The organism is Solirubrobacter deserti (assembly GCF_027587175.1).
GTDB lineage: Bacteria > Actinomycetota > Thermoleophilia > Solirubrobacterales > Solirubrobacteraceae > Solirubrobacter > Solirubrobacter deserti.
In genome coordinates, this window is sequence record NZ_JAPCID010000074.1 from 1 (window position 1) to 23,856 (window position 23,856).

Below are 23,856 nucleotides of genomic sequence, written 5' to 3' on the forward strand. Positions count from 1 at the left end.
AGGCCCCGCCGCTCGGCCTCGCGTCGTCGCCGCGCGCCTGCGCGGCCGCGCGGTCCTCGCGCGTCTCCGCGCGGCCCTCGCCGCGCGCCCCCGCGACGATCGCGGCCAACGCCGCGCTCACGGCGAGCAGCGACATGACGGCGACCAGGCGGCGCAACATCAGGCGGGCGACGGTAGGGCGGACGAGATGACGAATCTCTTACGGCGGCGCCCGCGGCCCGAGTCCCAGGGTCCTCTCAGGCTCGTCCCAAGGGGCTCACACGGTGCAGCCCGATGCTCCGAGCATGCTTGATCTCGCTCCCGTCCAACGCCGCCGCACCGGCGTCGCCGCCCCGTCCGCCGGCCGCGACGTCGAGATCGTGGTCCCCGTCTACAACGAGGCCGCCGTGCTCGACCGCAGCATTCGCCGCCTGCACCGGTTCCTGACCGACGGCTTCCCGTTCAGCTGGCGCATCGTCATCGCCGACAACGCGAGCGTCGACGCTACGCCCGAGATCGCGCGCCGGCTCGCTGCGGCGCTGCCTTCCGTGCAGCACCTGCGGCTCGAGCAGAAGGGTCGCGGCCGGGCGCTCCGCGCCGCGTGGGAGCGCAGCGAAGCGCGGGTCGTCGCCTACATGGACGTCGACCTCTCCACAGACCTGCGCGGGCTGCTCCCGCTCGTCGCCCCGCTGCTCAGCGGCCACAGCGACCTGGCGATCGGCTCCCGGCTCGCGAACGGCTCGCGCGTCGTACGCGGCCCCAAGCGCGAGCTGATCTCGCGCTCCTACAACCGCATCCTGCGCACGGTCCTGCGCGCGAGGTTCAGCGACGCGCAGTGCGGCTTCAAGGCCGTCCGGCGCGAGGTGCTCGAGCCCTTGATGGGCGACGTGCAGGACAACGGCTGGTTCTTCGACACCGAGCTGCTCGTGCTCGCGCAGCGGCGCGGGCTGCGCATCCACGAGGTGCCGGTGGACTGGGTCGACGACCCGGACTCGCGCGTGAACATCGTGCAGACGGCGATCACCGACCTCAAGGGCGTCGCGCGCCTGCTCGTCGCCGGCACGGTCGCGCGCTTCATGGCCGTCGGCGTCGCGAGCACGATCGCGTACGCGCTGCTGTACCTGCTGCTGCAGCCACTCACGAACGCGGTCGCGGCGAACATCCTCGCCCTCGCGCTCACCGCCGTCGCCAACACCGCCGCGAACCGGCGCTTCACGTTCCGCATCCAGGGCCGCGACGAGGCCGTGCGCCACCACGTCGGCGGCGCCATCGTCTTCGTGCTCACCGTGGCGCTCTCGACCGGCGCGCTGGGCGTCCTGCACGGGCTCGAATCGACGCCGGCGCGCTCGCTGGAGCTCACCGTGCTCGTCGCCGCGTCGCTGACCGCGACCGTCACCCGGTACGTCGCGCTGCGCTCGTGGGTGTTCGCCCGCCGCCGCCACGCGATAGCGTCCTACGCCAAATGAGCACGACGCGTGGCTTCTTCCGGCGCCGCTCGGGTGACGACGAGCGGCTTCCGCCCGGCCAGTACCTCGAGCGGGGCTTCCCGGTCCTGTCGGCCGGCCCCACCCCGCACACCCCGCTCGACCAGTGGGATCTCTCGATCACCGGCGCCATCAGCGAGGAGCGCACGTGGACGTGGGAGCAGTTCCTCGCGCTGCCGAGCGAGGACTTCACCGTCGACATCCACTGCGTGACGACCTGGACCAAGCTCGACACGGAATGGACCGGCGTCTCCATCGACACCCTGCTCGACGGCGTCGAGCTCGAGGGCGGCTATCTCACGGCGCTGTGCGACGGCGGCTACACGACCAACCTCCCGGTGGAGGACGTCACGGGCGGCAAGGCGTGGGTCGCCTACCGCTACGACGGCGACGAGCTCGAGCCCGAGCACGGCGGCCCTGCCCGCCTCCTCGTTCCGCACCTGTACTTCTGGAAGTCGGCCAAGTGGGTGCGGCGCCTGATCTTCCGCGAGGACGACGAGCAGGGCTTCTGGGAGCAACTCGGCTACCACGACCGCGGCGACCCGTGGCTCGAGCAGCGCTATCAGGGCGATTAACGCTTTCGCTGACTGATAGCTGACACCCTCTACGTACGACCAGTTGGAAGCGTCCGGCGGGCCTCATAGCGTGCCGCGCGCATGCTGCGCCTGTTTACGGTGTGTGTCTTTGCGGCGCTCGTCTGGGCCGCGCCGGCCCACGCGATCAGCTCCGCCGACGCGATCGCGCGCATCAACGTGCTCCGGACCGACAGCGGCCTGCCGCCACTGGTCGAGGACCCGGCGCTCACCGCCGGCTGTCAGGCCCACGCGCGCTACATGGCGCTCAACGGCGGCTGGGACGCCGACGACGCACACGATCAGACGCCCGGGCGTCCCGGCTACTCCGCCGCCGGCGCGGACGCGGCGCGCCAGTCCGTGCTCGCGGGCCCGACGGGCTGGGCCGACCCGCACCCCTGGGCCGCGTCCCCGACGCACCTGCGGAAGGTGATGGACCCGGAGCTCGAGCGCAGCGGCTATGGCGAGCACGACGGCTGGATGTGCCTGCAGGTGCTCAAGGCGCCGCGCCCTGACCTGATGGGCCGCGTGTTCACCTTCCCCGGCCCGCGCGCGACGCTGACCGACCCGCGGACGCTCGTCGTGTTCACCCCCGGCGCGGACGTGAGCTTCGGCGCGCCGCGCCTCAGTGGCCCGGACGGCCCGGTCGAGATCGTGAGCACGGCGCCCTACCTGCGCCCGCGCGGCCGGCTCGCCGCCGGGACCACGTACACCGCCGAAGTCGACCTGCGCTACCCGGCCGAGGACTGCTCGCGCGAGGGCGCGCCGCCCGTGCACCCGCAGTGTCCGGCGCACTTCGCGCCCTGGTGCTACGCCTCCGCCGACGACTTCGAGCCCACCTGGCTGCCGGCCGAGGCCGAGCCGTACGACCCCGTGCTGTGCGCGCCCGGTGAGCGCCCGCCGGCGAGTCCGAACGCGACCGTCAAGTCCCGCACGATGCCGTTCCACTGGCAGTTCACGACGCCCGGCGCGCCCGTCACCTGCCCGCCGGCGCTCACAGCGCCCACCCGGCTCGCCAACGGCACGACCATGAACGTCCACGCGCGCCTGTGCGGCGCCGGCGTCGCCACGGCCGAGATCCTGCGCGGCAACCGGGTCGTGCGGACCCGGACCTCGCGGCTGGCCTTCTTCCGCGTCTCCACACGCACGCTGCCCGCGGGCCGCTACCGGCTGCGCGTGACCGTCGGCGCCACGGTCCTCACGCACGCGTTCTCGGTGCGCGTGTAGCTTCTGAGTCCGTGCGACCCACGGATTGGCGAAAGGCGACGGTCGAGCGCATCCGGCCCGAGACGCCGCGCGCGGCCACGCTCACGCTCAACGTCCCCGGCTGGAGCGGTCACCGGGCCGGCCAGCACGTCGACGTCCGGCTGACCGCCGACGACGGCTACCAGGCCCAGCGCCGCTACAGCATCGCGAGCGCGCCGGCCGACGGCGCGCCGCAGATCACCGTCGTCGAGGTCGACGGGGGAGAGGTGTCGCCGTGGATGGTGAGCGTCGCGCGCGAGGAGGACACGTTCGAGGTGCGCGGCCCGTTCGGCGGCTGGTTCGTGTGGGATCCCGCGCACACCGAGCCGGTGCTGATGATCGGCGGCGGCTCCGGGCTGGTCCCGCTGATGTCGATGGTGCGCGCCGGCGCGCCCGCGCGGCTGCTGGTGAGCGCCCGCGACCGTGACGACGTCCTCTACCTCGACGAGCTCGAGAAGCGCGGCGTCGACCTCGCGCTCACCTACACGCGGCGGATGCCGCTGGGGTGGACGGGCTGGAACCGCCGGGTGGATCGCGAGATGCTGTGGAAGTGGCAGCCCCGGGTCGGCCCGCGCGTGTACGTCTGCGGCCCCACCGCGTTCGTCGAATCCGTCGCCGACGACCTGGTCTTCCTCGGACACGATCCCGCCAACATCAGAACGGAGCGGTTCGGATGACCCACCTGGACGGCAACGCGGTCGCCGGCGACCTCGCCGCGATCTTCACCGGCGACCTCTCGGCGGCGGTCGCGACCTGCGCGGGCTGCGGCGCGACCGGCCCGGTCGCCAACGTCATGGTCTACGAGGGCATGGGCGAGGTGCTGCGCTGCCCCGACTGCGACGAAGTCCTGCTGCGCCTGATGCGTGCGCACGGGGAAACGCGGCTTGACATGCGGGGAATCAAGCTGCTGCGCTGGGGCAGCGCCTCCTAAGCTGCCACGCATGGCCTGGCCTTACCTGCTGCCGCGCTCGGGCAACGACGCGATCTCGTACGCGACCGACCCGCTCGATCCGACGATCTTCCGCGAGTACGACGTCCGCGGGAAGATCGACCCGACGCCGCCCGACCCCTCGTTCTCGATCAACCCGTCCGTCGCGGGCCGCGTCGCGCGGGCGTTCGGCACGTGGCTCCAGCGCGAGCACGGGCGCACGCAGATCGTGGTCGGGTTCGACGGGCGCAGCTACTCCGAGCCGCTCGCCAACGCCGTCTGCCTCGGGCTGCTCTCGACCGGGATGGAAGTGGTCAACATCGGCCTGGCGACGAGCCCGCTGGTGTACTTCGCCCAGCACACGCTCGGGTGGGCGGGCGTGAGCGTCACGGCCAGCCACAACCCGAACGGCTGGTCGGGCTTCAAGCTCGCGTACGCGCCGTCCAAGACGCTCGTTCCCGACCAGGTCGCGGCCGTCAAGGCGCTGGCCGACGAGCGCGACTTTGCGACCGGCAACGGCACCTACGTCGAGCGCTCGTTCGTCGAGGAGTACCTCGACATGCTGGTGGAGAAGCTGCCTGCGCCGCGGGCGCTGAAGGTCGTCGTGGACGGCGCGAACAGCATCTCCGCGCCGCTCGGCGTCCTCGCCCTCGAGCGCGCCGGCTACGACGTGGTGGCGCTCAACGGCGAGCTCGACTGGACGTTCCCCAACCACGAGCCCGACCCCGAGGCGGTCGAGGGCCGCGTGCAACTGCAGGAGAAGGTGCTGGAGGTCGGCGCCGATGTCGGCGTCGCGCTCGACGGCGACGGCGACCGGCTCGGCGTCACGGACGAGCGCGGCGGGCTCGTGTTCTCGGACACGACGCTGGCGATCCTCGCCCAGGACGTGCTCGAGCGCTATCCCGGCGCCCCGGTCGTCTACGACGTCAAGTGCTCGCGCATGGTCGCGGACGTGATCGGCCCGGCGGGCGGCGACGCCGTGATGTGGAAGACCGGCCACTCGCACATCAAGGCCAAGATGCAGGAGCTGGGCGCCCCGTTCGCCGGCGAGCGCAGCGGCCACTTCTTCTACGGCGGCGACGACTACTTCGGCTATGACGACGCGATCTACTCCGCGCTGCGCTTCCTGCACGTGATCGCGAGCGGCACGGCCACGGTGTCCGAGCGCGTGGCCGCGCTGCCGCGGTACGTCGCGACGCCGACGATGAACGCGTTCTGCCCCGACACCGAGAAGTACCGCGTCGTGGAGGAGTTCGGCGCGTGGATCGCCGAGCAGTCTTCACCGCAGCTGATCACGATCAACGGCGTGCGCGCCGAGTGGGAGGACGCCTGGGTGCTCGTCCGCGCGTCCTCGAACCTGCCCGCGCTCGTGCTGGTGGTGGAGGCGACGACCGACGAGCGGCTGCGCGAGGTCTACGGGCTGCTGCGCGACGGGCTCGCGCGCTTCGAGGAGGTCGGGTCCGAGTGGGAGAACGACCCGTTCGCGGCCGTCAGCTGAAGCGCCGGTCGATCACCCGCAGCGCGTTCTGAGCCAGGATGCGGTCGGCGGACCCGGGGTGGCGCGCGCGGATGCCGTCCGCGAGCGCCTGCAGATCCGCCGCCGACTCCACGCCGCCCATCGTCGGCTTGATGAAGCCGTCCAGGTCGGAGCCGAGCGCGACGTGGTCGGGGCCGATCTTCTCGACGTGGCGGTCGATCACGTCCAGCGTCTGCGCGAGCGTCCTGGTGTTGGTGCGCCGGACGCCGTCGTTGAGCTGATGCTGGGCGAGGATCAGCCCGACGACGCCGCCGCGGGCGGCCACCCGCGCGAGCGTGGCGTCGGTGAGGTTGTAGCGCTGGCCGCCGAAGCGGTAGCCGGCGTGGCTGGCCATCACCTGCGCGTCGGGGGAGAGCAGGTCGAACGTCGCGTCGATCGCGTCCTCGCGCATGTGGCTGATGTCGACGACGATCCCGGACTCGTCGCAGGCCTTGACCGCGGCCTCGCCGAGGTCGGTGAGCGGCGGGACCCCGGACTGCGGGAACAGCAGGTCGTAGAGGGCGTCGGGCAGGAACGGGAGCGCCGGCGCGTTGGTCGCGACGCGGCGCCAGAACAGGTGCGCGAGCGTGATGTACAGGACGCCGCGCTCGGCGAGCTCGTGAACGTGCTCGGTCACTTCGGCGGGCGTCGCGCCGAGGTGGAAGCCGCCCTCGACGCAGTGCACGAACGCGATCCTGCCGGTCCGCTGCGCACGCTGAAGATCGTCCGCGGCGCGCACGACGATGTGGCCGCGGGCCTCGACGTCCTGTTCTGTCGCGTCCAGCAGCTCGACCAGCCGGTCGTAGTACGCGCTCTCGGGCGGGGCGCCGTACGGCTCGTCCAGGTCCATCTCGCTGAACGGGCGGTACAGGACGCTACAGGCGACGTTGACGCCGCCCTGCTGCAGCAGCGGCACGCTGACGCGCCAGCCGCCGTCCCAGTGGCGGAAGTTGAACAGCCGCGCGGCGATGTGCAGGACCGCCGCGCGGAGCTTGCCCGCCTCCCGCGCGCGGACCCTGAGCATCTTCTCGGCCACGTCGCGCGGAGCCTCCACGCCGCCCAGCAGGTGCATGGGGTAGTGGCAGTGGAGGTCGACCACGCGCTACATCGTCTTCGCTCCGCGTACGGGAAGCAAGATCGCGTACAGCGACTGGGTCGCGCAGATGTACAGGCGGTTGCGCTTGTAGCCGCCCCACTGGACGTTCGCGACGCCCTCGGGGACCCTCACCTTGCCGATCAGCGTCCCGTCCGGATGCAGGACGTGGACGCCGTCGCCGGCGCTGGACCAGATGTGGCCCTGCTCGTCGAGCCGGAAGCCGTCGAAGCCGCCGGCGGTGCACCGGGCGAACTCGCGGCTGCCGGAGAGCGTCCCGTCGTCGGCGACGTCGTAGGCGCGCATCGTCTTGTTGCCGGTGTCGGAGACGTAGAGCACGCGCTCGTCGGGGGAGAAGGCAAGACCGTTCGGACGCTGCATGTCGTCGGCCGCGATCTCGATGCCGCCGTGCGGTGAGATCCGGAACAGATGCTGCCCGGCCTGCTCGGGCTCGGCCGCGAAGCCCTCGTAATAGCCCTCGATGCCGTAGCTGGGGTCGGTGAAGTAGACCGTGCCGTCCGAGCGCACGACGACGTCGTTGGGCGAGTTCAGGCGCTTGCCGTCGTAGCTGTCGGCGAGAACCGTGATCGTGCCGTCGTGCTCGGTGCGCGTGACGCGGCGCTCGCCGTGCTCGGCGCTCACCAGCCGGCCCTGCGGGTCCACCGTGTTCCCGTTGCTGTAGTTGGACGGGTGGCGGAAGACGCCCACCTGGGCCGTGGTCTCGTCGTAGCGCAGGATCCGGTTGTTCGGGATGTCGGACCACACGAGCGTGCGGTGGGCCGGGAAGTACGCGGGACCTTCGGCCCAGCGGCAGCCGTCGTAGAGGTGGTCGAGCCGTGCGGTCGGCTTGTGGAGCGTCTTGAAGCGCTCGTCGAGCTGCTCGAACGGGTTCATTTGCGCAGCAGGGGAGCGACGTCGGCGGCGAACTCGTCGATGTAGCGGCGCTGGTCGTTGCCGGGGAAGTGGAAGACCAGCTCGGTGAAGCCGAGGTCGATGTAGGGCTGGATCTTGCTCACGATCTCGTTCGGGTCGTCGGAGACGATGAAGCGCGTGTGCGCGCGGTCGAGCGCATTGTCGGCGAGGCGCTCCATCTCGACCGGGTCCTCGACGCCCTCCTTCTCCTCGGGCGTGAGCGCGAGCGCCGCCCACCAGTGCGTGGCCTTCATCGCCGTGTCGATGTCGCGGTCGTAGGAGACCTTGATCTCGATCATGCGCTTGATCGACTCGTAGTCGCGACCGGCCTTCTCCGCGCCCTCCTTGACGTTGTCGAGGAGGTTCACGTACAGCTCCGGGTCCTTGCCGGAGGTGCAGATGAAGCCGTCGCCGACGCGGCCGGCGAGCTTGGCCGCGAGCGGGCCGGACGCCGCGACGAAGATCGGGACGGGCGTGTCCGGCCGGTCGTAGATCGTGGCGCGCCGGAGGTTGTAGTACTCGCCCTCGAAGTCGACGCGCTCCTGCTCCCACAACAGCTTGATGACCTTGATCGCCTCGGCCATCTTCGTCCGGCGTTCCTTGCGGCCGGGGAACTCGCCGCCGGTGATCGGCGTCTCGTTCATGGCCTCGCCGGTGCCGACGCCGAGGAAGATGCGGTTCGGCGCGAGCACGCCGAGCGTCGCGAACGCCTGGGCGACGATCGCCGGGTGATAGCGCATCGTCGGCGTCAGTACGCTGGTGCCGAGCGTGATGCGGCTGGTGGTCGCCGCCGCTGCGCCCAGCCACGGCAGGACCGCGGGCGCGTGGCCGCCGTTGTGGCGCCACGGCTGCAGGTGGTCGGAGACGCCCGCGACTTCGAAGCCGCGCGCCTCCGCGTGCTGGGTCAGCGCGAGCAGCTCCTGCGGGGCGAACTGCTCGTTGGACGCCTTGTAGCCGAGCGTGAGGGAGTTCACAGAGCGGACACTACCCGCCTCAAGGTTTACGATACTGTGTCGTAAACATGAGTGTGGGACCGGTCGAAGAAGCACCCCACCGCGGTCGCCCGCGGGATCCGCGTCGCCGTGAGGCGATCCTCGCGGCCGCCGTCGCACTCGTGGCCGAGGTCGGCTACGACCGTATGACGGTCGACGCGCTCGCCGCCCGCGCGGGCGTGAGCAAGCCGACGATCTACCGGCGATGGCCGGGCGGCAAGTCGGAGATCATCGTCGAAGCGATCCGCGCCAAGCGCGCGGACGGGTCTCAGGCCCCGGACACGGGCAGCCTGCGCGGCGACCTGATCGCCTACATCCGCGGCGCGACCGAGGGCTTTGACCCGCACGTCGCGGCCGGGCTGATCATGCAGCTGCAGAGCAGCCCCGAGCTCGAGCAGCTGTTCCGCGAAGAAGTCGTCTGCGACGAGCAGACGAGGTTCGAATCCCTGCTCGCGCGTGCCGCGGCCCGCGGCGAGCTCGAAGGCGATGGCGTGGTAACCCCACTGTTTGCCGACATCCCCGGGTCCATCATCTTCACCCGGTCCCTGATCCGCGGCCTGCCGATCGACGACGCGTTCGTCGAGGAGCTCGTCGACCGGGTTCTCCTCCCCATCCTCCCTACCACGAAGGAATCAGCTCCCAATGTCGTCTGAGCCCACGCCCGTAGACGGGCAGAACGAAGGGCTTGATCGCCGATTGCTGGCGATCGCCAGTGTCGTCGTGCTCGGCGCGATCATGTCGATCCTCGACACGACCGTCGTCAACGTCGCGATCAACACGCTGTCGCGTGACTTCGAGACCGACCTCGCGACGATCCAGTGGATCGTCACGGGTTACACGCTCGCGCTGGCGACGGTCATCCCGGTCACCGGCTGGGCGGCCGATCGCTTCGGCACCAAGCGCCTGTACATCCTCGCGATCGTGCTGTTCGTCGCCGGCTCCGCGTTGTGCGGCGCGGCCTGGTCGGCCGAGTCGCTGATCTTCTTCCGCGTGCTCCAGGGTCTCGGCGGCGGCATGCTGATGCCGGCCGGCATGACGATCCTCACCCGCGCCGCCGGGCCGCAGCGCGTCGGTCGCGTGATGGCGATCATCGGCATCCCGATGATGCTCGGCCCGATCCTGGGCCCGATCCTCGGCGGCTGGCTCGTCGACGACTTCTCGTGGCGCTGGATCTTCTTCATCAACCTGCCGATCGGCGCGGTGGCGTTCTTCCTGTCGCTGCGGATCCTCCCGAAGGACGAGCCGGAGGCCGGCGAGCGCTTCGACGTGCTCGGCCTGGCGCTGCTGTCCCCGGGCCTTGCCCTGGCGATCTACGGCCTCGCGGAGTCGGCGTCCGAGGGCGGTTTCGGCCACACGATGGTGATCGGTCCCATGCTGGTCGGCTTCGCGCTGATCATCGGCTTCGTGTTCCACGCGCTGCGCACGCCGCACGCGCTGATCGACCTGCGCCTGTTCAAGAACCGCACGTTCGCCGTGGCCGCGGGCACGCTGACGCTGATGATCATCTCGGTCTTCGGCGCCATGCTGCTGCTGCCGCTGTACCTGCAGGCGGTCCGTGGTGAGTCGGCGTTCGACTCCGGCCTGCTGCTCGCGCCGCAGGGCATCGGCGCGATGCTGGCCATGCCGATCGCGGGCACGCTCGCCGACCGGACCGGGATCGGCAAGCTCGTCATCCCCGGCCTGCTGTTGATCGGCGTGACGTTCGTCGGGCTGACGCAGCTGACCGGCGACACGTCCTACTGGACGCTCAGCGCGATCCTGTTCGCCCAGGGCATCGGCATGGGCTTCACGATGATGCCGCTGATGACGGGCGCGCTGCAGACGCTGCGCAAGGTCCAGGTCGCGCGCGCCTCGACCTCGCTGAACATCATCCAGCAGGTCGGCGCTTCGATCGGCACTGCGGTCATGTCCGTGATCCTCACCGTCGCCCTGAGCGATCGCTTCCCGGACAGCGGCGGTTCCGGCGCCAGCCCGGAGTCCGGCCTCGGCGGCACCGGCGCGAACCTGCCGCTGCAGATCCGCGACCTGATGACCGAGGCGTTCACCCACACGTTCTGGTGGGCGACCGCGCTGATCATCCCGGCGCTGCTGGCCGCGTTCCTGCTGCCGCGCCGCAAGCCCGCGCCCGTGGAGGGCGACGAGGAGGGCGGCGCCGGCGACGCCGCGCCCGTCCTCATTCACGCGTAACAAGCCGACACGAACGGCGGCGCGTCCTTTTCGTTCGGGCGCGCCGTCCGATCCTCGGGGTGCCGCGCGTCCAGGCGGCACCGTAGGTCCCCGGCGGCGCCGCTTTCCCCAGCGGCGCCGTCCGTCGTTTACAGGGACGCGTAGAGCGCGGTCTCGAAGTCCACGTAGACCTGGAAGACCTCGGGCTCCACGAACGGGAGCGTCTGGGTGTAGATCGCGCCCGTGATGCCGGCGGCGCGGTCCAACCAGAAGTGGGTGTTGAAGATGCCTGCCCAGGCGCCGCTGCCCGCGCGGCGCATGCCGGGGACGTCCTGGGTGTTGCGGAGCAGGCCGAGGCCGAACTTGTAGCCCGGGCCGGCGTTGAAGTCGGCCGTCGTCGGCGGCTCGGCGGTCGCGATCGCCTCCGGCCAGTCGAGGTCGCCGATCTGGTTGGAGAACGCCGCCTCGACGGTCTCGGCGCCGAGGATCCGCGCGCCGTCGAGGGCGCCGTTGTTGAGCAGCATCCGCTGGAAGCGCAAATACTCGCTCGGCGGGCAGTACAGCCCGTGGCCGCCGGGCCACCAGTCCGGTGCCGCGTTCCAGTCCACGCTGGTGGCGTTCCAGGCGCCGGTCTGCTCGTCGTGCAGGTGCACGGCGACGAGGTTCTCCCGCTGCTGGTCGGTGGGGTGGAAGGTGGCCTGCTCCATCCCGAGCGGGCCGAGGATGTGCTCGTCGAAGTACGCGTCCAGCGGCTGGCCCGAGACGGCCTCGACGACCAGGCCGAGCCAGTCCGTGTTGGTCCCGTACTCGACCCGCTCGCCCGGGTCGGCGACCAGCGGCGCGGTGAACGCGTCCTTGGTCCCGGCCAGCGTGTTGCCCGTGCCGGTCGTGGCCTCCCAGCGCACGAGGTCCGCGTTCCAGAACCAGTAGCCCAGGCCGGACGTGTGCGTCATCAGCTGGCGGACGGTCGCGAACGACTTCGGCTCGCGCAGGCGCGGCTCGTCCCCGTCCCAGCCGTCCAGGACTTTGAGGTCCGCGAACTCGGGCCGGAACTTCGCCACCGCGTCGTCGAGGTCCAGCTCCCCGCGCTCGACCAGCTGCAGCGCGGCGACGGTCGTGACCATCTTCGTCATCGACGCGATCCGGTACAGCGTGTTCACGGTCACCGGAGCGGGTTGGCCCACGGCCTTCGGGCCGAACGCTCCTTCGTAGATCGGACCGTCCGCGTTGGCGGCGGTGGCGACGACGTTCGGCAACGTCCCGGACTCGACGGCGGTGCGCAGGACCTCGTCGACGCGGGTCCCCGTGATGGCGGCGCTCATGTGGGCTCTCCTCCCGTCGGATGCGCTCGACGGGAAGTGTCTCAGGAAGCGGTGAGAACGCCCACCAGGCCGGGGAAGCGGGCGTCGAGATCCTCGGCGCGCAGGCTGATGAGCCGCTGTGTGCCCTCCGCCCGCGTGCGCGTGATCCCCGCCTCGCGCAGCAGCTTGAGGTGGTAGCTGCCCGTGGACGCCGGGATGCCGAGCGCCTGGCTGAGCTCGCCGCACAGGTGCTCGCGCCCGTCCCCGAGCTGGCGCACGATCTCGAGCCGGACCGGGTCGCCGGCCGCCCGCATGATCGTCGCGAGGTCGAGCGCGGACGTATCCGGGTGAGCGATGCGCTCACGTGTCGGGGTGGCCGCCATGCGCGTATGGTACAACTTCGAAAGTTCCATGACTTTGGAAATATCGAAGATTGGGTCGTCCATGTCCCCGCCGTCCCGTTACACGCTCTCGCCGCGGCTGGCGTACGCGCTCGTCGCCGCGGTGATCGGGCTCGCGCTGTTCGCCTCGAGCACGCCTTCGCCGCTGTACGCCGAGTACCGCGAGCTGTGGGGCTTCTCGCCGGTGGTGCTCACGCTCATCTACGCGACGTACGCGTTCGGCGTGCTGCTCGCCCTGCTGCTCGCCGGGCGGGTGAGCGACGAGTGGGGGAGACGGCCCGTGCTGCTGGTCGCGCTCGGCACGCTGCTCGTGACCGCCGTGGCCTTCATGGTCGCCTCGTCGGTGGCGTGGCTGTTCATCGCGCGCGGGCTGCAGGGCATGGCGACCGGGCTGGCGCTCGGCGCGGCCAGCGCGGCGCTGCTCGACCTGCACCCTCGGCGCGACCCGGCGGGCGTCGGGCTGACCAACGGCGTGGTCAGCGCCGGTGGGATGGCGCTCGGCGTGCTGCTGTCCTCGGCGCTCGTCCAGTACGCGCCCGCGCCGCGCGTGCTGCCCTACGTCGCGCTCTTCGCGCTGTTCGCGGTCGCCTTCGTGGGCGCGCTGCTGATGCCCGAGCCGGTCGCGAACCGCTCCCGCCCGCGGCTCACGCCGCAACGGCCGAGCGTGCCGCCCGCGGTGCGCCGCCCGTTCCTGCTCGCCTCGCTGGCCGTGATCTCCTCGTGGTCGATCGGCGGGTTGTTCCTCTCGCTCGGGCCGCAGCTCACGGCCTCGCTGTTCGGGACCGCGAACCACCTCGTGATCGGGCTGAGCGTGTTCGCGCTGGCCGGCTCGGGCGCGGTGGCGCAGGTGGTCTTCGGGCGCGCGGCGCCGTGGGCGGGCGCGGCCTACGGGTCGCTGGCGCTGGCGTTGGGAATGGTCCTGATCGTTTTGGCTGCGGCCTCGGGCTCGGCGGCGTTGTTCTGGGCCGGCGCAGTTGTCGGCGGCGCCGGGTTCGGCGTGGCGTTCCTCGGCGCGCTGCGCGCGCTGTCGGCAGTGATCCCGCACGAGCACCGGGCCGCCGTCATGTCAGCGTTCTATGTCGTCGCGTACCTCGCGATCTCGGTCCCGGCGATTGCGGCGGGTGCGGTCGTGGGGGAGCTCGGGTTGCAGTCGACGTTCGAGGTCTTCGGCTCCGTGGTCGCGGCCTTGGCGCTGGTGGTGGCGTTCGAGGCCTGGCGGACGCGGCCGGTTGCGGTGGTGGCGTTGCGGGCGGCGTAAGCGCGTGGCGTTCACGCCCCCACGCGTTCGGGTCCGTTGCGGTCGCTGAAATCGGCGCCACCGAGGGGGGAAGGGAGCGGCGTTTCCGCCGCGCGCTCGGGCTCAGCGCCTCCGAGCCCCGCGTGGCGCGAACATCCGCGTGCTGCGTACCGTCAAGGTACGGGCTACGGAGACCACGTGGGGCGGGAGTGGTCGTTTCGTCCTGGTCCGGGCCCGAAACGATCACACTCGGGTCCAACCGCGCTCCGACTGACTCGGGTGGTCGACGAAACTATCGGATACCGATACTTCCGTCGACCACCCAGGCCGGCGCGTGTTCGTTTCCACGAGATCCGCAGGAGGCGGGTGGAGATGGTGGCGCTGCACGATGTCTCCGTAGCCCGTACCTTGACGGTACGCCGCACGGCTCTTCTTCATTGCCGTGCGGAGCCCGGGAGGCGATGGTTCGCGCCGCGCCAGTGAAACGCCAGTCACTTCCCGCTCGGTGGCGCCGTTTTCAGCGCCCCGACGAGCACCAACGCGTGGGGGCGTGAACGCCACGCGACCACGAGCACGTTTCCGTCTGCGGCAGATGCGAACATACGTTCGTGCCGCGGCCTGCCCACGCGACGATCCTCCACGCCGACCTGGACTCGTTCTTCGCCTCCGTCGAGCAACGTGACAACCCGCAGCTTCTCGGCAAGCCGATCGCGGTCGGCGGCGGCGTCATCACGGCGGCGTCCTACGAGGCGAAGGCGTATGGCGTCACGGGCGGGATGGGTGGATGGACGGCGAAGAAGCTGTGCCCGGGCCTGATCTTCGTCAAGCCGCGGTTCGAGGCGTACACGGCGGCGAGCAAGGCCGTGTTCAAGATCTTCGAGGACACGTCGCCGCTCGTGGAGGGGTTGTCGATCGACGAGGCGTTCATCGACGTGCGCGGCATGGAGCGGATCGCGGGTACGCCGGCGGAGATCGCGGCGCGGCTGCGCGCGCGGGTGCGGGATAAAGTCGGCCTGCCGATCACGGTCGGGGTCGCGCGCACGAAGTTCCTGGCCAAGGTCGCGTCGGCGCAGGTAAAGCCGGACGGTCTGCTCGTCGTCCCGGTCGACGGCGAGCTCGAGTTCCTGCATCCGCTGCCGGTGGAGGCGTTGTGGGGCGTGGGCAAGGTCACCGCGGGCAAGCTCCACGCGCGCGGGCTCATGACCGTCGCGCAGGTGGCCGAGCTGCCCGAGGAGACGCTGGTCGGCCTCGTGGGCAAGGCCGCAGGGCGCCAGCTGCACGCGCTTGCGCACGGGCGGGACGCGCGGCGGGTGACGACCGGCGTGCGCCGGCGTTCGATCGGCGGGCAGCGGGCGCTCGGCCGGCGCGGTCCGAAGACGCCCGAGGCGCTGGACGCGACGCTCGTCGCGCTTGTGGATCGGATCGGGCGGCGGCTGCGCGCCGCGAGCCGCATGTGCCGCACGATCATCCTGCGTCTGCGCTTCGACGACTTCTCGCGCGCGACCCGTTCTCACACGCTGGCGGAGCCGACCGCCGACAGCCGCCCCATTCTCGCCGCGGCCCGGGAGTTGCTCGCGGGCGTGATGCCAATGATCGAGCGCGAGGGCGTGACGTTGCTCGGGCTCTCGCTCACCAACCTCGAGGACGCGGACGCGCCGCAGCTCACGCTCCCACTGCACGAGGCGAAGGCCGCCAAGCTCGACGCCGCCGTGGACGGGGTCCGCGACCGGTTCGGCGGGGCGTCGATCACGCGCGGCGTGCTCGTCGGCCGGGATCCGGGGATCGCGATGCCGCACCTGCCGGATTGAGGACAGAAATTGACCGCAGGCGACCGTAGGGTGAGTCCATGACCAAGCGAGACCGCTATCCCGCCGGCGTGCCGTGCTGGATCGACAGCGCCCGTCCGCAGGCCGACAAGGCCGTCGCGTTCTACAGCGCCCTGCTCGGGTGGGAGATGACCGACCAGATGCCGCCTGGGTCCACGGAGACCTACTTCGAGGCGAAGGTGGACGGCGGGCTGGTGGCCGCGATCGGCACGTGGGACAACGGGCTCCCGGAGGTGGGCTGGACGACGTACATCGCGGTCGAGGACGCGGACGCCGCCGCCGAGCGCGTGCGCGCGGCGGGCGGGCGCGTGGTCGTGGAGCCGCACGACGTCCTGGACGCGGGCCGGATGGCAATGTGCGCCGATCCTGAGGGCGTGACGTTCGCCGTATGGCAAGCGAACACGCACATCGGCGCCGAGGTGGTGAACGCGGCAGGGTCGTGGAACTGGTCCAACCTCGTGACGGCCGACATCGACGCAGCCAAGCAGTTCTACGGCGCGGTCTTCCCGTGGGAGTTCGACGAGATGGAGATCGGCGGCCAGCGGTCGGTGACCATCGTCGTCCCCGAGTACGGGGACTACCTGGAGACGATCAACCCCGGCGTGCGCGCGCAGCACGCCGAGGGCGGCGCGCCGCCGCGCTTCACGGACACCGTCGCCTGGCTGGAGCCGATGGACAAGGGCGGCCCGCGCTGGCACCTGACCTTCACCGTGGCCGACGCCGACGACGTCGCCCGCCGCACACCGGAGCTCGGCGGGGAGGTGCTCGTGGAGCCCTTCGACATCCCCTGGCAGCGGATCGCGGTGATCCGCGACCCGGACGGCGCGACGTTCACGGCCGGCGAGTTCAAGCCGCCGACATAGCCGCCGCAAGTTGTCAGAGCGAAGCCAAACTGGACGCCTCTTGTTCCGATTCGGCATCGTCCAGGCCGCTCAGTGGCCGCTCTGGTCCGCAGGCGGACCGAAATGATCTCCAAACCGCTCAATGAGACGACTCCGATGTTGAGCCCATCAACCCCGAGGGCATATCGTGCAGCAGGCTCGTCGCCGCCATGTAGGGGCGCGATGGGGCTTTGATCACTCAAAGCAATTGAGTAATAGGTCCCGCTGAGCGGAGCGTCACCGACTCGGCGGACCCTTGAGAACCGGAGGGCGGGACCGGTGAGTCGAGACAGTTGGCTAGGCATAGAGCTGCGGCATTTCGCTGCTCTGGCGGCCGTGGCGGACGAGCGATCGTTCCGTCGGGCCGCCGATCGGTTGGGATACGTGCAATCGGCGATCAGCAGGCAGATCGCGTACCTCGAGCAGCTGACGGGGGAGCGGCTGATCGAGCGCTCGCAAGGGCCCAAGCCGGTGCAGCTGACCGAGGCGGGCGAGTTGCTGCTCAATCACGCGAACGACATCCTCGCGACGATCGAGGCGGCGAAGGCGGACATCGGCGACCTGCAGGGCGGGCGCACCGGAGATGTCCGCGTCGGGTTCTTCGCGGGCGTACCGACGCGGATCCTCGCCCCGGCGCTGGCCGCGTTCGGCCGTCGCCACCCCGGCGTGCGCGTCGCGTCGCGCGAGACGGTCACGGACGCGCCGCTCATCGAGCTGGTGCGCAAGGGGAGCCTGGACCTCGCGCTCGCGCACCTGCCGATCGAGCCCGGCCCGTTCGAGACGTGCCAGCTGATGTCGGTGCCGTGGGTGCTGATGGTGCCCGCGGGCGCGCAGATCGCGCGCAGCCCGCACGCGCCGACCCTGTCGGAGATCGGGCGGCTGCCGCTGATCGCGCCGCAGTCGCGCAAGGTCGACCCGTGGATGGTCGGCCCGCACGCGGCCGAATTGGGGGAGCCGCGCATCGTGTTCCGCTCGGACTCGCCGCAGACCGTGCAGGCGCTGGTCGGTGCGGGCGTCGGCGCGGCGGTGGTGCCACGGCTGGCCGTCACCGAGTCCGACCCGCGCATCACCGCGATCGACCTCAGTGAGGTCCTGTCGCCGGCCAGCATCGGCGCCGTCTGGCTCCGCGACAACGAGCCGTCCGGTGCGGTCGGGCAGTTCCTCGAGCTGCTGCTGCAGATCTGCTCGATCCTCGAGCGCAAGCACGCGCCGCCTCCGGAGCCGGCGCTCGCTGCACGCCACTAGTCAGGACCCGCAGCCGCGCGGCACCGGCCGGGCGTCGCGACGTGTGCGACGCCCGGGGCCACGCCGCGCACCATGACTTTGGAACCTCGCGACGTTAGGAGGTGACATGCCCTGGCGTCCATGACCGACGGCCTCACCGTCGGGCGATGACGATCGCCTTCGCATGGACGTGCTCGTCGGCGGTGTCCTCCAGCCGCACCCCCGGGTGCTGGCCGTAGACGCCGACGATCGCGTACCCCTCGGCGCGTGCCGCGCCGAGCACATCGACGAGCGGGTGGTGCCGGTGCGGCTGGCGCGAGCGCGTCCGGCGCCACAGCTCTCCCTCGCGCTCGAAGACGTCGACGACGAGCTCGCCGACGCCGCCGGGTGCAGCGATCCGCGCGCCCGCGCCGGGCCACAGCACGACGCGGTCCTCGACCTCGACGATCGTGTCCGGCGTGTCGCGGTAGGCCGTCAGCAGGTTCAGATCGAACACGGCGAGTCCACCCGGCGCGAGCGCGCACCGCATCTCGCCCAGCGCCCGCCGGACGTCCTCGGGCTCGAGCAGGTGGTTGAGCCCGTCGCCCAGGCACGTGACCAGGTTGAACTGGCCCAGCGGGGGCAGCGCCCGCATGTCGGCCACGTGCACCTCGAGACCCTTGGCCCGCGCGACCGCGGCCATGCGCTCGGACACGTCCACGCCGACCACCTCGTAGCCGCGCTCGAGCCACGGCAGCATCGAGTGCCCGGTCCCGCACGCGACGTCCAGCACACGCCGGCCGTCAAGCCCATGAGACAGCGCCAGGCGCTGCAGAGCGGCGATCCAGCTGTCATATGCGTAACCGCCGGTGAGGACGTCGTACGCGGGAGCCAGAACGTCGTAGGCCGCGGCGGCAACGGACCGTTTTTCGCTTCCCACCGCTGAATCCGCGTGATTGCTCAAAGGCTCTCAGCGGTTCAATCTACGCCGCGCGGCGGTCTCGATCGTGACTGATTCCGGAACGGCATCAGCACGCGCCGTCGCGCGTGATCGCCGTGTTAAGGGGTAAGTTCCCGCCCCGGATTTTGGTTGGAGGGAGGCCCGACCCATGGCTCGAGTGAAGCCGGTTACCGACATCGACGATCCGCGCTACGTGAAGGCGATGAGCCACCCGTTACGCGTTCGCATCCTCGCGATGCTCGACGAGCGCGTCGCGAGCCCGAACCAGCTCGCCGGCTGGCTCGGCGCGACGCTCGGCACGACTGCGTACCACGTGCGCGTGCTCGAGAAGCTCGGGTTGATCGAGCTCGCGGACGAGACCCGCGTGCGGGGTGCCGTCGAGCACCACTACCGCTCTACCGGGCGGCCGATGGTGAGCGCCAAGGCCTGGTCGGAGGTGACTCAGATCGCCAAGCAGGCGGCGGTGGGCTCGTCGCTGAAGATCATCGACGAGTACGCGCAGGCGTCCGCGGCCTCGGGCGGCTTCGACCGAGCCGAGTCGCATCTGTCGCGCACGCGCGTAGCGCTGGACGCCAAGGGCTGGGAGCAGCTGCTGAACGCGACGCTCAAGTACGTGGAGAAGGTCGAGAGCATCGAGCGCGCGGCGCTCGCGCGGATGGCCAAGAGGCCGCACGCCGAGGAGCCCAGCGAGGCCACCGTGGTGGTCATGAACTTCGAGGGCGCCCGGCTGACGGACGCGCCGCCGCGTGCCAAGGCGGCATCATCGCGCGTGACCGCTGAGCGGTTTTGAGTGATCTATCGGCATAACTGATCAGCGCGGGCGAGCCGGGGGTACGGTTTCGCTCGCCGTGCAGACTCGCGAACATTCTTCCGCTGCCACCCCCGGCCGCGGGCGCTTCCTGCGTCCCGCCGCCGCCGGGAACGTGCCACTCGTCATCGAGTCGTCGGCTCCTGCCGGCGTGCGTTACCGCGACCGGATCTTCCGGCGCTCCCTGCTCATCGCCGACGTCGCCGGCGCCTTGCTGGTCGTCGGCGCGGCCGAGGCGCTCGTCGGCCACAGGACGGCGGCGTTCGCGCTGCCGCTGATCGTGCCGTGCGTGAGCACCGCCGCCGGGTTGTACCGAAGGGACGAGAGCGTCCTGGCCAGCAACACGCTCGACGAGGCGCCGGCGGTGTTCCAGGCCGCGACGCTCAGCGCCGTCCTGACGTTCTTGATCGCCAGCCTGGGCAGCTCGCTCGACGCGTCCTACGTCGCGCTGACGATGGTCGGCCTAACGGCGCTGATGCTGCTGCTGCGCGCGGTCGCGCGCAGCGCCGCGCGGCGCTTCACACAGTCCGAGCGGTGCCTGGTGGTGGGGGAGCCGGACGCGGCCAAGCGGCTCGCGAGCCGGCTGCGGACCGCGCCGGCCGTGAAGGCCGAGGTCGTCGGCTGCCGGCCGCTCACGCCCGACGGGCTGCGCCAGCACGTGCTCGAGGCCCGCGCGCAGCGGGTGGTGATCGCCGGCGACAACGCGGCCGACGAGCACGTCCACGAGACGATCCAGGTCGCGAAGGCGCTCGGCGTGAAGGTGAGCTTGCTGCCGCGCACGTTCGACGTGGTCGGCTCCGCGGTGGACTTCGACTACCTCGGCGGCGTGACGCTGTTGGGCGTGCGGCGGGTCGCGCTGTCCAAGCGCGCGCAGCGCGTCAAGCGCGCGTTGGACGTGATCGGCGCGGGCTGCGCGCTGGCGCTCCTCGCGCCGCTGATGCTCGCCGTCGCGCTGGCGATCAAGCTCGACTCGCCCGGCCCGGTGCTCTTCCGGCAGGAGCGCGTCGGGCGCGACGGGCGCCGCTTTCAAATCTTCAAGTTCCGCTCGATGGTCGCTGACGCCGAGGCGCGCAAGGCGGAGCTGCGCGCGCTCAACGAGGCGGACGGGCTGTTCAAGATCGATCGCGACCCGCGCATCACGCGTGTCGGCGGCGTCCTGCGGCGCTCTTGCCTGGACGAGCTGCCGCAGCTGATCAACGTGCTCCGCGGCGAGATGAGCCTCGTCGGGCCGCGGCCGTTGATCACGGAAGAGGATCAGATGATCCAGGGATGGCATCGACGCCGGCTGGAGCTCACGCCCGGCGTGACCGGGCCGTGGCAGGTGCTCGGCGCCGCGCGGATCCCGCTGCACGAGATGGTCGCCATCGACTACCTGTACGTCGCGAACTGGTCGTTGTGGGGCGACGTTAAGGTCCTGCTGCGGACCGTTCCGTGCGTGCTCGCCCGGCGCGGGCAATAACCCTTCAAGCCGGCCGCGCGGGCGGCCGAAGAGGGAGGTAGATGGCACGCATCGCGCTCCTCACCTCCCTCGTGTTCCTGCTGCTCGCGCCCGCCGCCCAGGCCGGGGCGAAGCGCCTCCCCGCCAAGTGGGCGAAGGCGAACAACGTCTCCGTGAAGGCCGCCGCCAAGGACAAGGACCGCGACGGCCTCACCAACTGGGGCGAGTTCCGCGCGGGCACCAACCCGCGCAAGCGCGACAGCGACCGCGACAAGCTCCCCGACGCGCTCGAGGACCGCGACCGCGACAAGCTCGTCAACGCCGACGAGGTGGCCGCGGGCACGGACCCGCGCAAGCGCGACAGCGACCGTGACAAGCGCTCGGACGCGCGCGAGGACCGCGACCGCGACGGGCTCGCCAACGGCGACGAACGCGTCACCGGGCACGACCTCCGCGCACGTGACACCAACGGCGACGGCGAGCTCGACGGCGCCGACAACGCGGGCTGGGTCACGGCTTCGGCCAACGGAACGGTGACGATCCGCCTCGCGGTGGGCGGCACGCTCACGGCGCAGCTGACGGGCGACTCGTGGGTCGACTGCACGGCCACGGCGATCACGCCGACGGCCGGCACGTCGACGAGCGCGCCGGTGGAGGACGAGGAGCCGACCGAGGAGGATCCGGTCGACGAGGAGCTGGTGGACTTGCCGGAGGTCGAGGACGACCCGGCCGCCCTGCCCGCAGAGCTCGCGTCCGTGGACGACGAGCAGGAGGTCGAGGACGTCGACGCGGACATTGCGGACGTCGACCCGGTGGACCTCGGCGAGTGCGCGACGGTGTTGAAGGTCGGCGCGGTCGTGCACCGCGCGGCGGTCGAGGACGGCGTCCTCACCGACCTCGAGCTCGTCAAGCGCTGAACGGCCGGCCGAGCGGCCTGAGGCGCTCGGCGACGGCGAACGCCGCGAGCGCCGCCTGCGCGTCCCCGCGCTGCGCGAGCACGCGGGCGAGCAGCAGCCGGTGGCGCCAGTTGGTCGGCTCCAGCGCGACGGCCTCACGCGCCTCGCGCTCGGCCTGCGGGAGATCGCCGCGGTTCTCGGCCAGCAGCGCGAGCTGCACGTGCGGGCTCGCGGCCCACGGGAGGGTCGCGCTCGCGTCGCGGGCGGCGCCGAGCGCGCGGCGGTCGTCCTGCTCGCGCGCGGCGGCCTGGCTGACGCGCAGGCTCGACGCGCCGACGAGCGCGGGCAGCTGGACGGCCACGCCCACCAGGGCGAGGACGACGATCAGTGCGCGCGCCGCCGCGCGTGTTGGATGGGGGGTGCGCGGCGGCGCAGCGCGATCGGGCCCGCGTTTCCTAAAGAGGGACAGTCCCTCTTTAGGAAACGGTCCGGGCGAGTTGTTCTCGGAGCGAGCCGCGGCGGCCGCGGCCACGAGCAGAAGGGCGAAGGCGACGGTCGCGGTGGACTCCCACATCCAGTCGACGCCGGCGTGGAAGAGCCAGACGGCGAAGGCCGCGAGCACGGCCGTGGCCGCACCGGCGTCCGCCGTGGTGGCGGCGCCGCGGCGGGCGCGCACGGCGACGTACAGGCCGCCGCCGCACAGCACGAGCACGCACAGCAGGCCGGGGAGGCCGAGCTCGGCGAGCGTCTCGAGGTACAGCGAGTGGGCGTCGACGACGAACTCGGCGTCGCGGGCCTCGCGGCTCCACCAGAACTCGAACGTGCCCGCACCGGTGCCCGCGAGCGGCTCGGCGCGGAAGGACGCGAACGCGGACGACCAGGAGTTGAAGCGCTGGCCGCTCAGCGAGCCGAGCCGGGCGGACGGGTCGTCGGTGGTGACGATCGCGTCGCGGTCCTTGAAGGCGCTGACCGCGCGCGGGACGGCGGGCGGGAGCGTGAGTGCCCCGACGGCGATCGCGGCCACGCCGCTCACGGCGGCCACGCGGTGCGCGACGCGTGGGGACAGGCGCCAGCGCTCCTCGCCACGGAGCCGCCAGGTGACGAACGCGGTGGCGGCGCACAGCGCGGCGGCGACGGCGAGCGCGAGCAGCACCTCGGCTTGGCCGGCGCCGCCTTCGGCCCGCGCGATCGCCGGGTGTGCACGGACCGCCATGATCGCGGCCGCGCTGCCCAGGCCGGCGACGGCCGCGTGCACGAGCACGACCGCGCGGGCCCGCGCGCAGGCCCACACGACGAGCAGCCCGAGCGCCACACCGGCGACCCCCGCGCGCGAGTACGTGAGGTAGGTCGCGAGCACCGCCACCGGCAGCACGGACAGCGACAGACAGCGGGTGGCGAGCGAGCCGTGCGCGCTCAAAGACAGCGCGACCGTGGCGGTCATCGCGCCCCAGGCCGCAACGGCGTTCCAGTAGTTGAGCGGGTAGCTGAGCCGTCCGGTGCCGAAGCTCGCGCCGACCAGGTCGGCGGGGAACGCGTCCGGCCACAGCCGGGAGGCGACGGCCAGCGCGCACACGCCCACCGCGCCCGCCAGCACGCCCGCGACCCCCGCGCGCCACGTCTCCCGGCACAGCACGCTGAGCGCGAGCACCAGCAGCCCGGCGTGGTGGAACACGCGCGCGAGCTCGGCCGCCGTGCGCTGGTCGCTCTCGGACCAGCGCAGCGACAGTGCGGTCCACGCGGCCAGCGCGAGCAACCCGAACGCGGGCAGCCAGCCCGCGCGTCCCACGCGGGCGCGGGGGAGCACCCCGACCGCCCAGCCGAGGGCGACGATCCACCACGCCGCGATGCCGAGCTCGGCCCGCGGCACGACGTCGAACGAGCCGCCACGCAGCGCGTAGAGACCGACCACAGCGGCGCACACCACGAACGCGAGCGCTCTCACCATCGGCCGACTGTAGAGGCGAAACGGGCCGCTTCCGATGCGCCTTCGCCACCGACCGATGCGGACCTCGCATCG

Annotated in this window: 22 protein-coding genes; 15 read left to right on the forward strand and 7 right to left on the reverse strand. The window is 71.6% G+C overall.

Translation table 11 applies throughout. The features are described from left to right. Nucleotides 1-284: 284 nt before the first annotated feature. The 6 genes from OJ962_RS31570 to OJ962_RS31595 all read left to right on the forward strand — a co-directional run bounded on the left by OJ962_RS31570 (nt 285) and on the right by OJ962_RS31595 (nt 5,706). The gene (locus OJ962_RS31570) at nt 285-1,445 is read left to right on the forward strand and encodes a bifunctional glycosyltransferase family 2/GtrA family protein (protein ID WP_202952084.1); all 1,161 of its coding nucleotides are present in this window, start codon (nt 285-287) and stop codon (nt 1,443-1,445) included. After that, complete coding sequence (locus OJ962_RS31575) at nt 1,442-2,038, forward strand: sulfite oxidase-like oxidoreductase (protein WP_202952085.1); 597 nt, start codon at nt 1,442-1,444, stop codon at nt 2,036-2,038. Before OJ962_RS31570 ends, OJ962_RS31575 begins: the two co-directional genes overlap by 4 nt. A gap of 81 nt (nt 2,039-2,119) precedes the next feature. After that, complete coding sequence (locus OJ962_RS31580) at nt 2,120-3,262, forward strand: CAP domain-containing protein (RefSeq protein ID WP_202952086.1); 1,143 nt, start codon at nt 2,120-2,122, stop codon at nt 3,260-3,262. Between the two features lie 11 nt (nt 3,263-3,273). After that, complete coding sequence (locus tag OJ962_RS31585; RefSeq protein WP_202952087.1) at nt 3,274-3,957, forward strand: ferredoxin reductase; 684 nt, start codon at nt 3,274-3,276, stop codon at nt 3,955-3,957. Beyond that, on the forward strand, nt 3,954-4,211 hold the full coding sequence (locus OJ962_RS31590; protein ID WP_202952088.1) for a DUF6510 family protein: 258 nt from the start codon (nt 3,954-3,956) through the stop codon (nt 4,209-4,211). Before OJ962_RS31585 ends, OJ962_RS31590 begins: the two co-directional genes overlap by 4 nt. Before the next feature lie 10 nt (nt 4,212-4,221). Further along, nucleotides 4,222-5,706 carry a phosphomannomutase/phosphoglucomutase gene (locus tag OJ962_RS31595; RefSeq protein ID WP_202952089.1) on the forward strand — a complete coding sequence of 495 codons (1,485 nt, stop codon included), beginning with the start codon at nt 4,222-4,224 and terminating at the stop codon, nt 5,704-5,706. Here the strand turns inward: OJ962_RS31595 and OJ962_RS31600 are convergent. The 3 genes from OJ962_RS31600 to fgd are packed head-to-tail and all read right to left on the reverse strand — an operon-like array spanning nt 5,699 to nt 8,703. Continuing rightward, a complete protein-coding gene (locus tag OJ962_RS31600) occupies nt 5,699-6,823 on the reverse strand; it encodes a dipeptidase (RefSeq protein ID WP_202952090.1) in 1,125 nt (374 codons plus the stop codon). The genes OJ962_RS31595 and OJ962_RS31600 overlap by 8 nt on opposite strands. Before the next feature lie 3 nt (nt 6,824-6,826). Further along, a complete protein-coding gene (locus tag OJ962_RS31605) occupies nt 6,827-7,711 on the reverse strand; it encodes an SMP-30/gluconolactonase/LRE family protein (protein ID WP_202952091.1) in 885 nt (294 codons plus the stop codon). Then, the gene (gene fgd / locus OJ962_RS31610) at nt 7,708-8,703 is read right to left on the reverse strand and encodes a glucose-6-phosphate dehydrogenase (coenzyme-F420) (protein WP_202952092.1); all 996 of its coding nucleotides are present in this window, start codon (nt 8,701-8,703) and stop codon (nt 7,708-7,710) included. Before fgd ends, OJ962_RS31605 begins: the two co-directional genes overlap by 4 nt. A gap of 47 nt (nt 8,704-8,750) precedes the next feature. Here fgd and OJ962_RS31615 point away from each other — a divergent pair, with 47 nt between their 5' ends. After that, nucleotides 8,751-9,374, forward strand: coding sequence for a TetR/AcrR family transcriptional regulator (locus OJ962_RS31615; RefSeq protein WP_202952093.1), 624 nt, complete (start codon nt 8,751-8,753; stop codon nt 9,372-9,374). Beyond that, nucleotides 9,364-10,908 (forward strand): DHA2 family efflux MFS transporter permease subunit, encoded by a 1,545-nt coding sequence (locus tag OJ962_RS31620; protein ID WP_202952094.1) that lies wholly within the window; start codon nt 9,364-9,366, stop codon nt 10,906-10,908. Before OJ962_RS31615 ends, OJ962_RS31620 begins: the two co-directional genes overlap by 11 nt. A gap of 128 nt (nt 10,909-11,036) precedes the next feature. On the opposite strand, the gene OJ962_RS31625 is transcribed toward OJ962_RS31620, so the two are convergent. Further along, entirely contained in the window at nt 11,037-12,209 is a 1,173-nt protein-coding gene (locus OJ962_RS31625) for a serine hydrolase domain-containing protein (RefSeq protein WP_202952095.1), read from the reverse strand. Between the two features lie 41 nt (nt 12,210-12,250). Beyond that, nucleotides 12,251-12,571 carry an ArsR/SmtB family transcription factor gene (locus OJ962_RS31630; protein WP_202952096.1) on the reverse strand — a complete coding sequence of 107 codons (321 nt, stop codon included), beginning with the start codon at nt 12,569-12,571 and terminating at the stop codon, nt 12,251-12,253. Between the two features lie 61 nt (nt 12,572-12,632). Here OJ962_RS31630 and OJ962_RS31635 point away from each other — a divergent pair, with 61 nt between their 5' ends. From OJ962_RS31635 to OJ962_RS31650, 4 genes are all read left to right on the forward strand, one after another. After that, nucleotides 12,633-13,847 carry an MFS transporter gene (locus OJ962_RS31635; RefSeq protein WP_202952097.1) on the forward strand — a complete coding sequence of 405 codons (1,215 nt, stop codon included), beginning with the start codon at nt 12,633-12,635 and terminating at the stop codon, nt 13,845-13,847. A 587-nt stretch (nt 13,848-14,434) separates the two neighbouring features. Next, on the forward strand, nt 14,435-15,634 hold the full coding sequence (dinB, locus tag OJ962_RS31640; protein ID WP_270006858.1) for a DNA polymerase IV: 1,200 nt from the start codon (nt 14,435-14,437) through the stop codon (nt 15,632-15,634). A 38-nt stretch (nt 15,635-15,672) separates the two neighbouring features. Next, nucleotides 15,673-16,515, forward strand: a complete 843-nt coding sequence (locus tag OJ962_RS31645; protein ID WP_202952098.1) for a VOC family protein — start codon at nt 15,673-15,675, stop codon at nt 16,513-16,515. Between the two features lie 297 nt (nt 16,516-16,812). Continuing rightward, entirely contained in the window at nt 16,813-17,778 is a 966-nt protein-coding gene (locus OJ962_RS31650; protein ID WP_270006859.1) for a LysR family transcriptional regulator, read from the forward strand. A gap of 133 nt (nt 17,779-17,911) precedes the next feature. Here OJ962_RS31650 and OJ962_RS31655 read toward each other — a convergent pair whose 3' ends face one another. Then, nucleotides 17,912-18,676, reverse strand: a complete 765-nt coding sequence (locus OJ962_RS31655; RefSeq protein WP_202952100.1) for a class I SAM-dependent DNA methyltransferase — start codon at nt 18,674-18,676, stop codon at nt 17,912-17,914. 169 nt (nt 18,677-18,845) lie between these two features. On the opposite strand from OJ962_RS31655, the gene OJ962_RS31660 reads away from it, so the two are divergent. The 3 genes from OJ962_RS31660 to OJ962_RS31670 are packed head-to-tail and all read left to right on the forward strand — an operon-like array spanning nt 18,846 to nt 21,860. Continuing rightward, nucleotides 18,846-19,487, forward strand: a complete 642-nt coding sequence (locus tag OJ962_RS31660; protein WP_202952101.1) for an ArsR/SmtB family transcription factor — start codon at nt 18,846-18,848, stop codon at nt 19,485-19,487. A 58-nt stretch (nt 19,488-19,545) separates the two neighbouring features. Next, nucleotides 19,546-20,964, forward strand: a complete 1,419-nt coding sequence (locus OJ962_RS31665; RefSeq protein WP_202952102.1) for an exopolysaccharide biosynthesis polyprenyl glycosylphosphotransferase — start codon at nt 19,546-19,548, stop codon at nt 20,962-20,964. A gap of 41 nt (nt 20,965-21,005) precedes the next feature. Further along, the gene (locus OJ962_RS31670) at nt 21,006-21,860 is read left to right on the forward strand and encodes a hypothetical protein (protein ID WP_202952103.1); all 855 of its coding nucleotides are present in this window, start codon (nt 21,006-21,008) and stop codon (nt 21,858-21,860) included. Here the strand turns inward: OJ962_RS31670 and OJ962_RS31675 are convergent. Continuing rightward, entirely contained in the window at nt 21,850-23,784 is a 1,935-nt protein-coding gene (locus OJ962_RS31675; RefSeq protein WP_202952104.1) for an O-antigen ligase family protein, read from the reverse strand. The genes OJ962_RS31670 and OJ962_RS31675 overlap by 11 nt on opposite strands. Nucleotides 23,785-23,856 lie beyond the last annotated feature (72 nt).

Coding starts and splice junctions, on each gene's coding strand:
- OJ962_RS31575 (WP_202952085.1), top strand. CDS start 1,442: ATGAGCACGACGCGTGGCTTCTTCCGGCGCCGCTCGGGTGACGACGAG.
- OJ962_RS31660 (WP_202952101.1), top strand. CDS start 18,846: ATGGCTCGAGTGAAGCCGGTTACCGACATCGACGATCCGCGCTACGTG.
- OJ962_RS31625 (WP_202952095.1), bottom strand. CDS start 12,209: ATGAGCGCCGCCATCACGGGGACCCGCGTCGACGAGGTCCTGCGCACC.
- OJ962_RS31615 (WP_202952093.1), top strand. CDS start 8,751: ATGAGTGTGGGACCGGTCGAAGAAGCACCCCACCGCGGTCGCCCGCGG.
- OJ962_RS31595 (WP_202952089.1), top strand. CDS start 4,222: ATGGCCTGGCCTTACCTGCTGCCGCGCTCGGGCAACGACGCGATCTCG.
- OJ962_RS31675 (WP_202952104.1), bottom strand. CDS start 23,784: ATGGTGAGAGCGCTCGCGTTCGTGGTGTGCGCCGCTGTGGTCGGTCTC.
- OJ962_RS31620 (WP_202952094.1), top strand. CDS start 9,364: ATGTCGTCTGAGCCCACGCCCGTAGACGGGCAGAACGAAGGGCTTGAT.
- OJ962_RS31590 (WP_202952088.1), top strand. CDS start 3,954: ATGACCCACCTGGACGGCAACGCGGTCGCCGGCGACCTCGCCGCGATC.
- OJ962_RS31635 (WP_202952097.1), top strand. CDS start 12,633: ATGTCCCCGCCGTCCCGTTACACGCTCTCGCCGCGGCTGGCGTACGCG.
- OJ962_RS31580 (WP_202952086.1), top strand. CDS start 2,120: ATGCTGCGCCTGTTTACGGTGTGTGTCTTTGCGGCGCTCGTCTGGGCC.
- OJ962_RS31570 (WP_202952084.1), top strand. CDS start 285: ATGCTTGATCTCGCTCCCGTCCAACGCCGCCGCACCGGCGTCGCCGCC.
- OJ962_RS31670 (WP_202952103.1), top strand. CDS start 21,006: ATGGCACGCATCGCGCTCCTCACCTCCCTCGTGTTCCTGCTGCTCGCG.
- OJ962_RS31645 (WP_202952098.1), top strand. CDS start 15,673: ATGACCAAGCGAGACCGCTATCCCGCCGGCGTGCCGTGCTGGATCGAC.
- OJ962_RS31605 (WP_202952091.1), bottom strand. CDS start 7,711: ATGAACCCGTTCGAGCAGCTCGACGAGCGCTTCAAGACGCTCCACAAG.
- OJ962_RS31630 (WP_202952096.1), bottom strand. CDS start 12,571: ATGGCGGCCACCCCGACACGTGAGCGCATCGCTCACCCGGATACGTCC.